This window comes from Dietzia sp. SYD-A1, assembly GCF_015356725.1.
GTDB lineage: Bacteria > Actinomycetota > Actinomycetes > Mycobacteriales > Mycobacteriaceae > Dietzia.
Genome location: NZ_JADDKI010000064.1, coordinates 1 through 13,149, shown reverse-complemented (window position 1 = coordinate 13,149; position 13,149 = coordinate 1). Strand labels below are relative to the sequence as shown.

Sequence of the window (13,149 nt, the reverse complement as noted above, 5' to 3'; positions counted from 1 at the left end):
GGGGCGGGAGAGGCCGGGAGGCGGGCCGGTGCTCGCGTGGTGGCCACGGGGCAGGGCTTCGTGCCGTGCGACGACGCCGAAGGGCTGGCGGGGGCGTTGCGCGACTATCACCTGGTCACCGTCCGGGACGCGGCCTCCGGTGAACTCCTGGAGAGCTCGGGGGTCCCGGTCCGTCATGTGGCCGACGACGGCTGGCTCGCGCTGTCAGTCACCGGGGGAGTGGAGGCCGGCGACCACCCCGTCTACTCCTCCGATCCGGACACCAGTCGCGACCTGGTGCTCTGCGCCCAGTCCGACCTGGTGGAGCCGGAGGTCCTCGCCGACGCCGTCGGGCGAGTGCTCGCAGAGTGGGCGGTGCCGGGCGAGCGGATCACGGTGGTCGAGTCGATCCCCGGTGGCGACCGCGTGGTGTGGGACATGGTGTGTGCCCGCGCCGAGGCCGCGTCCGGCGCAGGTGGCGACGACGACGAGGTGGGGCGCGCTCTGGCGGGCCTGCGCCTGACACGCGCGCGCTTCGTGCCGTTCCAGGAACTGTGGTCGACGGGTCTTCCCGCCCGGCCCGGCCAGGTCTGGCTGACCAGCCGCTTCCACCCTCATCTCTTCGCGGCGGCCCGCGGCGCCTCGGGGGTGGCCCTGCGGACGGGCTCGGCCTTCTACGACGTCAAGCACGGATCCCTGCAGGCCGCCGGCTCGCCGTGGGAGGCGGTGGCTCCGCACGCGACCTCCTCGATCGCGATGCCCGCTGCGGGCGGTGTCGCGCCGGCGACGGTCGACGCGCTCGTGTCGGGGGCCGAGCGGCTGGCGGAGGAGATCTACGCCGCGGCGTCCCGATGAGGAGCCCAGATCCGCGGCGGAGATGAGAAGGGGTGCCCGCGCTCCAGTCGACTTCGTGGTCGCCGCTCGGGCTTTGTGCAACTAGTTGCATAACGCCTTCGGTCACCGTACGGTCGGGGACAGCCGACCCCATACCGGTCTCGAAAGGACAGCTCATGGCCCTTCCCTCCGTGCTCGCCGGCCCGCTCACCGTCCCGGTGGTCGCCTCGCCGATGTTCATCTATTCCGGCCCGGAATTGGTGGCCGCGCAGTGTCAGGCCGGGGTGATCGGGTCGTTCCCGGCGCTCAACGCGCGACCGCAGTCGGCCCTCGGGGAGTGGCTGGACCAGGTCACCGAGAGCAACGCCGCCTTCGCCGCGGCGAACCCGGACCGGTACGTGGCCCCGTTCGCCGTCAACCAGATCGTCCACCGGTCCAACGACAGGCTCGAGCAGGATCTGGCGACCGTCGTCGAGCACGAGGTGCCGATCGTCATCACCTCCCTCGGTGCCCGTACCGAGGTCAACGAGGCCGTCCACTCCTACGGCGGCATCGTGCTGCACGACGTGATCAACGACAGGTTCGCCCGCAAGGCCATCGAGAAGGGGGCCGACGGGCTGGTAGCGGTGGCCGCCGGCGCCGGGGGACACGCCGGGACGCAGTCGCCGTTCGCCCTGATCCAGGAGATCCGCGAGTGGTTCGACGGCCCGCTGCTGCTGTCCGGGGCGATCGCCCACGGCCGGTCGATTCTCGCCGCGCAGGCCGCCGGCGCCGACCTGGCATACGTGGGCTCGGCGTTCCTCGCGACCGAGGAGTCCCGCGCGGCCGACGAGTACAAGCAGATGATCGTCCGGAGCAAGGCGGAGGACATCGTCTACAGCAACCTCTTCACCGGCATCCACGGGAACTACCTCCGGGGCAGCATCGAGGCGGCCGGGCTGGACCCGGACGACCTACCCGTCTCGGATCCCACGGCCATGGACTTCGGCTCCGGTGGGGGCGCGGACTCCAAGGCGTGGCGGGACATCTGGGGCGCGGGCCAGGGCGTGGGCGCTGTCTCCACGTCGGGCACCGTGCGCGAACTGGTCGAGCGGCTCCGCGCGGAGTACGAGCAGGCGGCGTCCGCCCTGGCTGCGCGCTGACACCGTGTCACTGAAGTTCGCGATTCTCACCTCTCTGACCGAGCGGGCGGGGAGCGGGATCGAGCTGGCACGGCGGTTCGACAAGTCGATCGGGTACTTCTGGCCGGCCACCCACCAGCAGATCTACCGGGAGCTCGACCGGCTGGCGGAGTCCGGGCTGATCCGGGAGCTCCCTCTCGAGGGCGCCCCCTCGCGGGGTAACCCGCGTCGTTTCGAGGTCACCGGGGACGGCCGGAGGCTGCTCACCGAGTGGATCCGCGAACCGGACGAGCCGGACCCGATGCGGTCCACCATGGCGGTGCGGGTGCGTGCCGCGGCCGCGACGGGGGCGGTCGACGAGGTCCGGGAGGCGCTGCGGCATCACCGGGACCAGCGGGCCGACACTCTCCGCCGGTACCGCGAGATCGAGGACCGGGATTTCGCCCGGCCCGACCCGGCCGACGCCCGCGACCTCCTCCAGCACCGCGTGCTCACGCTGGGGATCCAGGTGGAGCAGGCGTGGGTGAGGTGGTGCGACGAGGTGCTCGAGATGCTGGACCAGCTCCCGGCGGGCTGAGAGTCGCACTCCGGAACACGGCGCCGGCACGTCAGCCGACGGTCAGCAGGATCTTCCCGTGGCTCTCCCCCGACTCGAGCAGGGCCAGCGCCTCCGCCGCGCGCTCGAGCGGGATCTCCCGGGACACGCGGGTGGTCACGTCACCCGCCGCGACCATCGGCCACACGCAGTCCACCACCTCCCGGCAGATGCCGGTCTTGCCCCCGGGACCGTCGACCGGGCGGGCACGGAGGTTGGTGGCCAGCACGCCGGCTCGGCGGGGGAGCAGGGCCCCCAGGTTCAGCTCTCCCTTCACCCCGCCCTGCATGCCGATCACGATCAGTCGGCCGTCCGGGGCGAGTGAGGCGATGTTGGGCTCGAGGTACTTCGCGCCCATCACGTCGAGGATCAGGTCGACGCCACGGCCCCGCTCGTCCGCGTCGGTCCATTCTCTGACCCGGTCAGGGAAGTCCTCCTCGCGGTAGTCGATGACCAGGTCGGCGCCGAGCTCGCGACACTCCCGCACCTTCTCCGGGCCTCCGGCGGTGGTGGCCACGCGGGCGCCGAGCGCGCGGCAGACCTGGATGGCGTGCGAACCGATGCCCCCGGCCCCGCCGTGGATCAGCACCCGCGGGGCCCCGAGGTCCGTGTCGCCCCAGCGGGCCTCGGGAGACAGGACGCCGCGGCCGAGCCCGCCGGTCATGACGAGGTTGGACCACACCGTGCACGCCACCTCGGGCAGCGTCGCGGCCTCGTGGAGTGATACGCCGGCGGGAACGGGCATGACCTGCCCGGCCGGCACGGCCACCTTCTCGGCGTACCCGCCGCCGACCAGGAGCGCGCACACCTCGTCGCCGATGGCCAGGCCTTCGACGCCTTCGCCCACGGCCGAGATCAGTCCGGAGCACTCGAGTCCGAGGATCTCCGACGCCCCGGGCGGCGGCGGGTAGAGGCCCTGGGACTGCAGGAGGTCGGCGCGGTTGACGGCCGTGGCCGCCACGTCGATGAGGACCTCGCCGGGCCCGGGGTGCGGATCGTCCACCTCGGTCAGCCGGAGGGAATCGGGACCGTTGGAATACTCGATGGCCTTCATGCCTCGACCGTAGCCGCGATGGCCGCGGCCGGCAGCCGGGCTGGGTGTGGGCGGGAGGGTCCACTACGATGAGCAGCGTCGTCCACGCGTGTTCCACGTGGAACCACGCGCCCTGGCGTGTCGTGGCGGACGACGGGGAAGTGTGGCAGAGCGGCCGAATGCACTCGCCTTGAAAGCGAGCGTGCCTAAACAGCACCGGGGGTTCAAATCCCTCCACTTCCGCCCTGGACGTCGACGTGACCGCACTCAGGCGTAGTAGCCCTCTCGCAGGTTGATGCCGTGCTCGACCCACGCCTTGAGTGCGGTGAGCATCATCGTCCACCCCTCGCAGTTGCCGAAGGCGCTCTCCGCGCCGCCGGGCGTCACGCGCCAGGCCCGCTCGGTGATCGTGACCAGCGTGCGCGCGCCGTCGTCGATCGGTTCGAACTCGAAGACCGTGGTGGTCTCGGTGTCCATGGCCTCGACGCCCTCCCACCTGATGACCAGTCGCCGGGGTGGATCGGCCTCGACCACCGTCACCGGGAATCGGCCGGGGAAGTCGGCGAACTCCCACGAGACCTCCGTGGCCGGCTCGAGCCGGCCACGGGCGCCCCCGGTGGTGAAGTAGCGGGACAGTTGCGCGGGGTCGGCCACGGCCTCGTAGACGGCGTCGACGGGCCGCCCCACGCGGCCCGAGACGGTGAAGGTCAGTTCGCTCAGCACTCCAGACATGTTGTACATTTACAACATGTATGACGGTGCGCGCAAGGGTGCGGACGACGACGACGCCGTGTTCAAGGCTCTCGCCGCCCCGATACGGCGGCGCATGCTGGACGCGCTCAAGGACTCGCCGCGCACGACCGGCGGTCTCTGCGCCCTGTTCCCCGACATCGACCGCACCACGGTGCTGCAGCACCTGCGCGTGCTCGAGCGCGCCGACCTGGTGGCGGGCCGCAAGGTCGGCCGCGAGCGCCACCTGTCGCTCGCACCGCTGCCGATCAAGCGGATCCACGACCGGTGGATCGGTGAGTACGCCCGCGCGGCGGTCGATCTGCTCGAACAGCTCGACGCAGAAGGCGACCACCTAAACCACCAGGACGAATAATCACCTGTTTACACACGGTGGTCCCTGCTGGGATGATCAGAGAGATCTCGCAGTGAGAGTGGGGCCGTCCACCGCCGTCGAGCGGCGACCCGGCCCCACCACCACATCCTCTGAGCGCGACGAACCGCCGGGAGTGCGCCATGGTCGGCACGAGCACCGCCATCCGTCAGATGCGTGGGGGCGTCGCGTGCGCCCTCGCCCTCCTCCTCCTGGTCTGCGCCGGTGTCGGCGCCGGATCGGGAGCGGCCGGGGCCCAGTCCGCCGCTCCGCCACCCGTGCCTCTGCCGTCCGCCGATCCGTTCTACACCCCGGACGGGCCGATCGCCGATCTCGCGCCGGGAACGGTGATCAAGAGCAGGACCATGACCTACGGGTCGCTCGAACTCGCCACACCGCTCACCAGCACCCAGGTGCTCTACCGGACCACCGATCAGGCGGGCGCGCCGAGCGCGACGGTCGCGACGATTCTCAGGCCCCTGGTCCCGGGGCCCCCGAGGCTCATCTCCTACCACATGGCCTACGACGCGCTGGGCTCCGAATGCGACCCCTCCTACACCCTGACCGGGAACGGTGCCCCGGGCCGGGCCGCGATCGCCGAGCAGGGTGTGATCGGCGGATATCTCGCGGCCGGCTACACCGTCGTCGTTCCCGACTACGAGGGACCGGACCTCGAGTGGACGATCGGGCGCCAGTCCGGCTACGCCGCCCTGGACGGTGTCCGCGCCACGATCAACCAACTGGGACTGCCGGCGTCGACGCCGGTGGGGCTGGCCGGATATTCCGGCGGGTCCGTGCCCACCCAGTGGGGTGCCGAGGTGGCGCCGACCTACGCCCCGGAACTCAACATCGTCGGCGCGGCCGCCGGAGGACTGCCGGTCAACGTGGCCCACAACCTCCCGTACGTGAGCGGGAGCGCCACATGGGCCGGGGTCATCCCCGCGCTCGTCGTGGCATATCAGCGAGCGTATGGGATCGACACCGACAGTTTCCTGTCGGACTACGGCCGCCACCTCGTCGAGATCGTCAGCTCGCAGTGCATCAACGCCTTCGCCGCCGACTACCCCGGACTCACCGACGCCCAGATGGTCCGCGCCCCGTACACGTCCCTGCTGGACATCCCGGCGGTGGTGAGCGCGATCGGGGACAACGTGATGGGCACGGCGGGCACGCCGAGGGTCCCGATGCTGCTGGCCGTGGGCGACGTCGACGGGATCGGCGACTCGGTCATGGTGACGGCGGATGTCGCCGGTCTGGCGTACGAGTACTGCACCCGCGGTGTGGCGGTGACCTACGCGCAGTACGACGGCCTCGCCCACTCCGAGGCGTTCGCACCCTTCCAGGTGCAGACGGCCCAGTTCCTCGCCGACCGGTTCGCCGGCCTCGCACCCACCACCAACTGTCAGGGGACCTGAGCATGTCGACCTTCTTCTCCGCCCGGCCCCACCGCGCGCTGAGTGCGGGGTTCTACAAGGATCCGGATTTCGACTACGAGGTGCGGTGCCTGCTCGGGGCCGTCGCCTACGGCGCCGCCGAGGCCGGGGAGGTCCTGGCGACCGTGGACGGGGTCGGCGACGGCGACCACGATCACTGGTTCCACGCCTGGCACGACCTCGGGAGCAGGGTCCACGCCGCGGCGGACCGGGAGGCGGCGGCCGGTCGGACGGTGACCGCGTCGATGGCCTACCTCCGAGCGTCCACGTATCTCGCGGTGGCGGTGAACGCGGCCAGCGGCCTGCGGGACGAGGGGCAACTGACGTCGACGTTCCGCCTCCAGCGTGCGAGCTGGGAGCGCTTCGTCGACACCACCGACCGGGTGATCGAACGGGTGTCCATCCCATGGGAGAAGGACACGATGCCCGGGTGGTTCCTCCGGCCGTCGACCGAGCCCGGACCCCGCCGGACACTGGTGATGGTCAACGGCAGTGACGGGGCGACCAGTGGGCTCTGGCACAACGGTGCGGCCGGCGCGCTCGCGCGCGGATACAACGTGCTGCTCTTCGACGGACCGGGCCAGCAGTCGATGCTGTTCGAGCGCGGGATCGGCTTCCGCCCGGACTGGGAGTCGGTCCTCACCCCCGTCGTCGACTTCCTCCTGGACCGCCCCGACGTCGACGCCGGAGCGCTGGCCGTGTACGCCATCAGTCAGGGCGGGTTCTGGGTCTCGCGGGCGCTGGCCTACGAACATCGCTTCGCCGCAGCGGTCGCCGACCCCGGAGTGGTGGACGTGGCGGCGTCGTGGACCGCGCACATCCCGTCCAACCTGATGACGCTGTTCCGCGCGGGCAAGAAGGAGGCGTTCGACCGCGACATGTCACTCGGGATGAAGTTCTCCTCCTCCACCGCGCGGACGTGGGCCTTCCGTGCCCGACCGTACGGGGAGACCGGGTACTTCGACACCCTCGCCGCGGTCCACCGCTACTCGCTGACCGCCGACGAGATGTCGGACATCACCACCCCACTGCTCGTGACCGACCCGGAGGACGAGCAGTTCTGGCCCGGCCAGTCCGAGCGGCTCGCCGAGGGCGCGGGCGGCCCCACCGAACTGGCCCGGTTCACCGCTGCCGAGGGTGCGAACTACCACTGCCAGCCGCTGGCCCGACAGCTCACCGATGCGCGGATGTTCGGCTGGCTCGACACGGTCCTGAGCTGACCTGACCGCCGGCTCGCGCCGATCTCGGCTCAGGCCGTGGTCTCGTGGAGTTCCGCCGCCGACACGTGGCGGATGATCTCGAGGACCCGCGGGTAGGCGCGGGAGTCCCCTGACACGAGGGAGCCGTGGTCCTCGTCGTTGAACAGGACCATCTTGGCCTTCCCCCCGGCGCGGCCGACCGCGTCCACATAGCGCTGGGAGTTCTCCGGCCCCACGGTCACGTCGCGCGCGCCGTGCATGGCGACCACCGGGGTATCTGTCGCGATGTTCTGGATCGGATCGACCTTCGCGTAGCGCTCCGGCACCTCCGCCGGGGTCCCGCCGATCGCGGTGACGATCCTGTCGTCGCCATGGGTGGCCGCGTAGACCATGTCCAGAGGGCCGGCGATCGAGATCACCCGCGTCGGGCGGAACGCCGGTTTGGCGCCGACCTCGTCGTCGTCCAACGTGTGTCGCGTTCCGGCCCACACGGCGAGCTGGGCTCCCGCGCTGTGCCCCACCACCAGTTCGTCGTCGGTGGTGATCTGCGGGAACTTCTTGTCCACCTCGACCACGTGGTCCATAGCGCTCGCGACGTCGTGGAACGTGGTCGGCCATCCGCCGCCCGAGCCCACCCGTCGGTACTCGATGTTGTAGACGGCCATCCCGCGGTTGGCCAGCGTTCGGGCGAGCGGGTCGAACGAGTCGGCCCCGATCTGGTCCCGCCACGCCCCGCCGTGGATGAGGACCGCCAGGGGGATGGAGTTGGGGAGCTGCTCCCCGGCGGGCAGGTAGAGGTCCGCCCAGTTCTGCTCCGGATCCGAGGTGCCGTTCGTGGGGTACTCGAACCGCTGGACGGTGACCTCGTCGAGCCTCGCCGGGGCGCGGAGGTCGGTCACCACGACCGGCGCCGCGCCGGTGGTCACACATCCCGACCCCAGTGCCAAGGCGGTCGCCAGGACCACGCCGATCCGCGCGGCTCTCGTGGGGCGGTGACAACGTCGTCGCTGCAGCATGACCACCATTTTCTCAGGCACGAATCAGAAAGAAGGAATAGCCGACTCATGCTGGACGCAGTCGCCGTTCACCACAGTCCGGTGAGGGGCGCCGGACGGCGTGGTGAAATCGATCTTAGAATGAGCGGCGCGAAAAACCTAAGGGTTCCCTACCGGATTCCGGTGACCGCAGGTGAGGAGGAATGTCGGGCCGCGATCTGCAGGCGGGCGGCGGTCTCCACGCCTACCGGAGCACCCGGACCCGCCCGGTGTCAGGCGCGCTCAGGGGGCCCTCGTCGGTGACGTACCGGATGAGCGCGTCGATGTCCGTCAGGCCCGCCTCCCGGCGATCCCCCCGCTCGGCGAGGGGCGAGCCCCTGAACTCGGGAGAGGAGAGGAACTCGTTGACCACGACGGTGTACTCGCGGTCGGGATCGACCGGCTGGTCGTCGACCAGCAGTTCGGAGACCCTCGCGCCTGCCGGTCGCCGGGTGTCCACGGTGTAGCGCACGTTGGACGAGACCGCCGGGCCGTTGTCGCCGATGTCGTCGGCGAAGTGGTCGAACGCCGCTCGCAGTTCCCGCCCCGTCACGGTGACCAGGTAGAGGCGGTCGCCGTAGGGCTGCACGGTGTGCAGGGTCGCGTAATCCAGGGGGCCCTGGGGCAGGTCTGTCCGCAGCGAGTCCGGGTTGGACAGCGCGAGCTGGGCGCCCCTTCCCCGGGTGGCGTGGAGTTGGCAGTCGGCGATCACGTCGGCCAGCGGGGACTCCCCGTTGGAGTCCATCCTCCGGGGGATCGTCTCGGTGGCGGAACCGAGGGGCGTGCGGGCCTCCGCGGTCGCGGCGGCACCGGCCTGGCGCGCGAGTTCCTCGGTGCCCGGGTCGGGTGCGATGTCGGCGTTCACCGTCTGGTTGAACGCCGAGGTCTGGGGACGGATCACGTCGCCGGTGGCGGGATCGACGGCGAGGTCGACCACGGCGACCGACCGTCCGTGTGACGCCGGCGCCACCACGACACGCTCCTCGTTCTCCGCGTCCCTGACCCGGCAGGTGGCGGGACCGCCCGAGGCGCCGACGATCAGCGCGTCGACCGCGGGGTCGAGGCGCGTGATCAGGTCGAGCTCGGTGAGTTCCTCCGGGCAGGCACCGGGATCGAGGTTGCCGTGCACCGTGGTGGACTGCACCAGCCCCACGATCGCCTCCACGCCGAGGAACTGCAACGCGTCGACGGTCTCGTTGACCGCTTTCACGGGGTCGGAGAGCCGGGTGGTGGTCTCCGGGGCGCTGTCGGAGGGGACGGTGACCGCCACGATTCCCACACGCACGTCCCCGACCCGCTGGATCGCGAACGGGAAGGTGGGTGCGGCGTCGGGGGAGGGGATGACGTTGGAGGCCAGGAAGGGGAAGGCCGCGCCCCGGAACGGGGGAAGGGGCGGGTCCACCCGGCAGTCCTGCTCCGTACGGCACGCCGGTCGGACCAACTCGCGGATGTGGTCGGCGCCCTTGTCCAGCTCACGCCTCCCGACGCCCGCTCCGTTGACCCCGAGGCGGTTGAAGAACTCGACGGTCGGCCGGTCACCCAGCAGCGCAGCCTCCGGGGACGTCCCGCCGATGGAGTCACCGGTGGCGAGCAGCATCGCGTCACCGGACTGGTCTCGCAGCTTGCCCACCGTCGCGGCGAGGTGCGACCCCCCGCCCGCCGGTCGCACGTTCCCCGAGCCGTCCCGGAGCTGGCCCTGGAACCCCACCGGTCGGGTGAGCGCACCGGAGAACTCCCCGATTCCGAGGATCCGCACCGACTGCGTCTCCACCGAGGGCGTCCACGGCCGGCCCGACTCGCCGGGGCGGGCGTCGGCGGCGGGCGCGGAGGCGAGGGTGAGGACCAGCGCGCCGATGGCCGTGAGCACCAGCGTGATAACCCCGGCGAGGCGAAGGGGCGAGGACTGCGCGCCGCGGACGGCGGCGGCTGACTGTGAACCCGACCACAGGGCGACCTGGATGGGCGAGGAGTTCACGCTGTCCCATGAACTCTTCTGTCTCATCCGGCTCCTTCGGGTCCCGCCCAGGTCGGGCACGCGGACACGTGGGGCCGCGAGCGGGAGCACCACTCCGCCCCCTCGAACCCCGACCACTGTGCCGGTGCGAGGTCACGGGAGCCCGCCGGAACAGTCACGTTCCGATCACAAAAGTGCGGGCGGCGGCGAGTAGGCGGTCGTTCTCCGCCGGGTCGCCGATCGTCACCCGCACCCCGTCTCCGGCGAAGCACCTCGTGATGACGAGGTGGTCGCGGCAGTGTGCGTCGAACGCCGCCGCGGCGTCCCCGAGCGGCAGCCACACGAAGTTGGCCTGGCTGTCCGGGACGGCGTGCCCGAGTCCGAGCAGCGCCTCACGGACCCTTTCCCGTTCCGCGACCACCGCGTCCGTGCGGGCGCGGAGCTCGTCGCCGGCCTCGAGGCATGCGATCCCCGCGGCCTGGGCGAGCGAGCTCACCGAGAAGGGGACGACCATCTTCCCCACCGATGCCACCAGCCCCGCTGGTCCGGTGAGGTAGCCCACGCGCAGGCCCGCCAGACCGTACGCCTTGGAGAACGTCCGCAGTGCCACGACGTTCGGCCGGGCCATGGACTCGGCGACGCCGTCGATCGGGTCCTCGGATCGGAGGTACTCGTAGTAGGCCTCGTCCAGCGCCACGGTGACCCGCTCCGGGATGCGGTCCAGGAACGCGGTGAGCGCGGCCCGGGAGACCGCCGGACCCGTGGGGTTGTTGGGGGTGCACGCGAAGATGACCCGGGTCCGGTCGGTCACGGCATCGGCGAGGGAGTCGAGATCGAGGGTGCCGTCGGAGCGGTTGGGGATCGCGACGGGGACGGCGTGGGCGATGCGCGCGATGATCGGGTACGCCTCGAACGATCTCCAGCCGAAGAGCACCTCGTCCCCCGGGGCGCACACCGCCTGCACGAGTTGCTGGCACAGCGCGACCGACCCGCACCCCGCCGTGACGTTCTCCGTTGGGATACCGAGGTACTCCGACAGTCGGGAGACGAGGGCCCCGGCCGTGATGTCCGGGTAGCGGTTCACCCCTGCCGCCGCGTCCACGATGGCGGCCGCCACGCTCGGGAGCGGGCCCGCGGTCGTCTCGTTGGAGGCGAGCTTGATCGCGCCCGGGACGGTGGCGCCGGGTACGTACGAGGGGATGGCGTCGAGGTCGGTGCGCACGTCGGGGGACATGCGTCCAGAGTAGGTCCACCGGGTGACGGCGGGGTGTCCGGCCGTTTTGCGCACCCCGCCGACCGGTGTGTACTGTTATCCCTCGTTGGCTCAGCAGAGCCTCCAGGAGGCGTGCCAGAGCGGCCGAATGGGACTCACTGCTAATGAGTTGTCCTCCTTAAAGGGGACCGGAGGTTCAAATCCTCTCGCCTCCGCCATGCCGGAGCACCGGGTGACCGGATGAACTGGCACGACAGATGAATACTGCGCCCGTAGCTCAATGGATAGAGCACTTGACTACGGATCAAGAGGTTAGGGGTTCGAGTCCCTTCGGGCGCACAGCAGGTATCGGCAACGCCCTCGTCCCTCCGGACGGGGGCGTTCGTCGTCCGCCGTCCCTCTGCGGATCACCGGCGGCGGGTCCCGGGCGCGGGGGTGGGGCCGACGGTACGACGACGACGAGGCCGGCCGCTTCGTAGGCTGTGCCGATGCCCACGCCCGCTCGAGATGCGCTCCGCCGCAACGCCGGCCATCTGGCGTCGGTGGCTCTGGTGATCATGTGGAGCTCGGGCTATGTCGGCGCCGAGCTCGGGACCCGGACCGGGGGGACCCCGCTGCAGCTGCTCGGGTGGCGGTTCTCGATCCTGGGGGTGCTGCTGCTCTCCGTCTGCCTCGTGCTGGGCGTGCGGTTGGCCGACCGGAGGGCGTGGGCGCGGCAGGCGGTGTTGGGTCTGTTCAGCCAGGCCGTGTTCCTGTTCATGATCTTCGAGGGCGTCGCGCGCGGTGTCGACGGCGGGACGGCGGCGCTGATCGCGGCCCTGCAGCCGCTGCTCGTGGCGACCGTCGCGGGCAGGTTCCTCGGGGAACGGACCACGCCGGTCATGTGGTTCGGCATGCTGCTCGGGATGGCCGGCGTGGTGGTGGTGGTCTCTGGCGGCCTGGGTGCCGGGAGTGCGCCGTGGTGGGCGTACCTGTTCCCGGTGGCCGGGATGCTGAGCCTCGCCACGGGGACGGTTCTCACCCAGCGCCTCAGGCCGACGGAGACCCTGCTCCAGGCGATCACCATGCAGTCGGTCGTCGCGGCGGGGGCCCTGGTCGCAGCGATGCTCCTCGTCGGGCAGGGAGCGGTGCCGGCCGACCCCGACTTCTGGGTGGCGGTGGCCTGGCTGGTCTTCCTGTCGACGCTCTGCGGGTACGTCCTCTATGTGTTCGTCACCCGCACCCGCGGCGCCACGGTCGCCAGCGTCCTGCTCTACCTGACCCCGCCCACCACCATGGTCTGGGTGTGGTTGATGTTCGGGGTGCCGATCACTCTTCTCGCGGTGGTGGGGATGGCGGTCAGCGCGGTCGGTGTGGTCCTCGTGTTGCGGTCGCGGGCCGGGGCGCAGGCCCACCTCGCGCGGCGATAGAGGGAGGCCGGCCGACCGCGGAGCCTGTGGACGAGGCGGCCGGTACGGGAGAGTATTCAGGGGTGAACCCGGAACACCCCGACCACCTCCAGCGGACACTCGCCGACCTCGACGCCCGTCTCGGACGCATCACCGCCGAGATGGCGGAGGTCCGGAGCGACCTGGCCGCGCTCGGGCGACAGGCGCAGCAGGCGCCGCCGACAGCGCAGGCACCCCGTACCCAGCCGGGGCCTCCTGCTGGGC

12 protein-coding genes, 3 tRNA genes and 1 pseudogene are annotated in these 13,149 nt (G+C 71.1%); 11 read left to right on the top strand and 5 right to left on the bottom strand.

The genetic code is table 11. The features are described from left to right. The 3 genes and pseudogenes from IY392_RS03420 to IY392_RS03410 form a co-directional block, all read left to right on the top strand. Positions 1–834, top strand: a pseudogene (locus IY392_RS03420) (polysaccharide pyruvyl transferase family protein); the annotation flags it as partial. Positions 835–989: 155 nt separating this feature from the next. Next, positions 990–1,955 carry a nitronate monooxygenase family protein gene (locus tag IY392_RS03415; protein WP_107755484.1) on the top strand — a complete coding sequence of 322 codons (966 nt, stop codon included), beginning with the start codon at positions 990–992 and terminating at the stop codon, positions 1,953–1,955. Between the two features lie 4 nt (positions 1,956–1,959). Then, positions 1,960–2,511: a PadR family transcriptional regulator gene (locus IY392_RS03410; RefSeq protein ID WP_194860495.1), complete on the top strand. Its 552-nt coding sequence runs from the start codon at positions 1,960–1,962 to the stop codon at positions 2,509–2,511. Between the two features lie 31 nt (positions 2,512–2,542). Here the strand turns inward: IY392_RS03410 and IY392_RS03405 are convergent, their stop codons facing one another. After that, entirely contained in the window at positions 2,543–3,583 is a 1,041-nt protein-coding gene (locus IY392_RS03405) for an NAD(P)H-quinone oxidoreductase (RefSeq protein WP_194860494.1), read from the bottom strand. Positions 3,584–3,719: 136 nt separating this feature from the next. Between IY392_RS03405 and IY392_RS03400 the strand changes: the two genes are divergently transcribed. Then, positions 3,720–3,805 (top strand) — tRNA-Ser (locus IY392_RS03400). Positions 3,806–3,829: 24 nt separating this feature from the next. On the opposite strand, the gene IY392_RS03395 is transcribed toward IY392_RS03400, so the two are convergent. Next, the gene (locus tag IY392_RS03395) at positions 3,830–4,303 is read right to left on the bottom strand and encodes an SRPBCC domain-containing protein (protein WP_228548965.1); all 474 of its coding nucleotides are present in this window, start codon (positions 4,301–4,303) and stop codon (positions 3,830–3,832) included. Between IY392_RS03395 and IY392_RS03390 the strand changes: the two genes are divergently transcribed. From IY392_RS03390 to IY392_RS03380, 3 genes are all read left to right on the top strand, one after another. Beyond that, the gene (locus IY392_RS03390; RefSeq protein ID WP_107755488.1) at positions 4,293–4,667 is read left to right on the top strand and encodes a helix-turn-helix transcriptional regulator; all 375 of its coding nucleotides are present in this window, start codon (positions 4,293–4,295) and stop codon (positions 4,665–4,667) included. The genes IY392_RS03395 and IY392_RS03390 overlap by 11 nt on opposite strands. Positions 4,668–4,807: 140 nt before the next feature. Further along, positions 4,808–6,079 (top strand): lipase family protein, encoded by a 1,272-nt coding sequence (locus tag IY392_RS03385; RefSeq protein ID WP_194860493.1) that lies wholly within the window; start codon positions 4,808–4,810, stop codon positions 6,077–6,079. A 2-nt stretch (positions 6,080–6,081) separates the two neighbouring features. After that, entirely contained in the window at positions 6,082–7,317 is a 1,236-nt protein-coding gene (locus IY392_RS03380; protein WP_194860492.1) for a S9 family peptidase, read from the top strand. A 29-nt stretch (positions 7,318–7,346) separates the two neighbouring features. Here the strand turns inward: IY392_RS03380 and IY392_RS03375 are convergent, their stop codons facing one another. From IY392_RS03375 to IY392_RS03365, 3 genes are all read right to left on the bottom strand, one after another. After that, complete coding sequence (locus tag IY392_RS03375; RefSeq protein WP_194860491.1) at positions 7,347–8,312, bottom strand: S9 family peptidase; 966 nt, start codon at positions 8,310–8,312, stop codon at positions 7,347–7,349. A 223-nt stretch (positions 8,313–8,535) separates the two neighbouring features. After that, positions 8,536–10,332, bottom strand: coding sequence for a bifunctional UDP-sugar hydrolase/5'-nucleotidase (locus IY392_RS03370; protein ID WP_194860490.1), 1,797 nt, complete (start codon positions 10,330–10,332; stop codon positions 8,536–8,538). A gap of 127 nt (positions 10,333–10,459) precedes the next feature. Then, positions 10,460–11,518 (bottom strand): pyridoxal phosphate-dependent aminotransferase, encoded by a 1,059-nt coding sequence (locus tag IY392_RS03365; RefSeq protein ID WP_182613649.1) that lies wholly within the window; start codon positions 11,516–11,518, stop codon positions 10,460–10,462. 105 nt (positions 11,519–11,623) lie between these two features. Here IY392_RS03365 and IY392_RS03360 point away from each other — a divergent pair. The 4 genes from IY392_RS03360 to IY392_RS03345 form a co-directional block, all read left to right on the top strand. Then, positions 11,624–11,715, top strand: a tRNA-Ser gene (locus tag IY392_RS03360). A gap of 48 nt (positions 11,716–11,763) precedes the next feature. Then, positions 11,764–11,836, top strand: a tRNA-Arg gene (locus IY392_RS03355). Positions 11,837–11,985: 149 nt separating this feature from the next. Continuing rightward, positions 11,986–12,906, top strand: a complete 921-nt coding sequence (locus IY392_RS03350; RefSeq protein WP_182613648.1) for a DMT family transporter — start codon at positions 11,986–11,988, stop codon at positions 12,904–12,906. Between the two features lie 62 nt (positions 12,907–12,968). Next, the coding region (locus IY392_RS03345; RefSeq protein ID WP_194860489.1) for a hypothetical protein at positions 12,969–13,149 on the top strand (181 nt) is incomplete at its 3' end.

What these genes read in the sequence shown, in the direction of transcription:
- IY392_RS03415 (WP_107755484.1), top strand. Translation starts at nt 990, where the DNA reads ATGGCCCTTCCCTCCGTGCTCGCCGGCCCGCTCACCGTCCCGGTGGTC.
- IY392_RS03405 (WP_194860494.1), bottom strand. Translation starts at nt 3,583, where the DNA reads ATGAAGGCCATCGAGTATTCCAACGGTCCCGATTCCCTCCGGCTGACC.
- IY392_RS03390 (WP_107755488.1), top strand. Translation starts at nt 4,293, where the DNA reads ATGTTGTACATTTACAACATGTATGACGGTGCGCGCAAGGGTGCGGAC.
- IY392_RS03395 (WP_228548965.1), bottom strand. Translation starts at nt 4,303, where the DNA reads ATGTACAACATGTCTGGAGTGCTGAGCGAACTGACCTTCACCGTCTCG.
- IY392_RS03385 (WP_194860493.1), top strand. Translation starts at nt 4,808, where the DNA reads ATGGTCGGCACGAGCACCGCCATCCGTCAGATGCGTGGGGGCGTCGCG.
- IY392_RS03380 (WP_194860492.1), top strand. Translation starts at nt 6,082, where the DNA reads ATGTCGACCTTCTTCTCCGCCCGGCCCCACCGCGCGCTGAGTGCGGGG.
- IY392_RS03375 (WP_194860491.1), bottom strand. Translation starts at nt 8,312, where the DNA reads ATGCTGCAGCGACGACGTTGTCACCGCCCCACGAGAGCCGCGCGGATC.
- IY392_RS03370 (WP_194860490.1), bottom strand. Translation starts at nt 10,332, where the DNA reads ATGAGACAGAAGAGTTCATGGGACAGCGTGAACTCCTCGCCCATCCAG.
- IY392_RS03365 (WP_182613649.1), bottom strand. Translation starts at nt 11,518, where the DNA reads ATGTCCCCCGACGTGCGCACCGACCTCGACGCCATCCCCTCGTACGTA.
- IY392_RS03350 (WP_182613648.1), top strand. Translation starts at nt 11,986, where the DNA reads ATGCCCACGCCCGCTCGAGATGCGCTCCGCCGCAACGCCGGCCATCTG.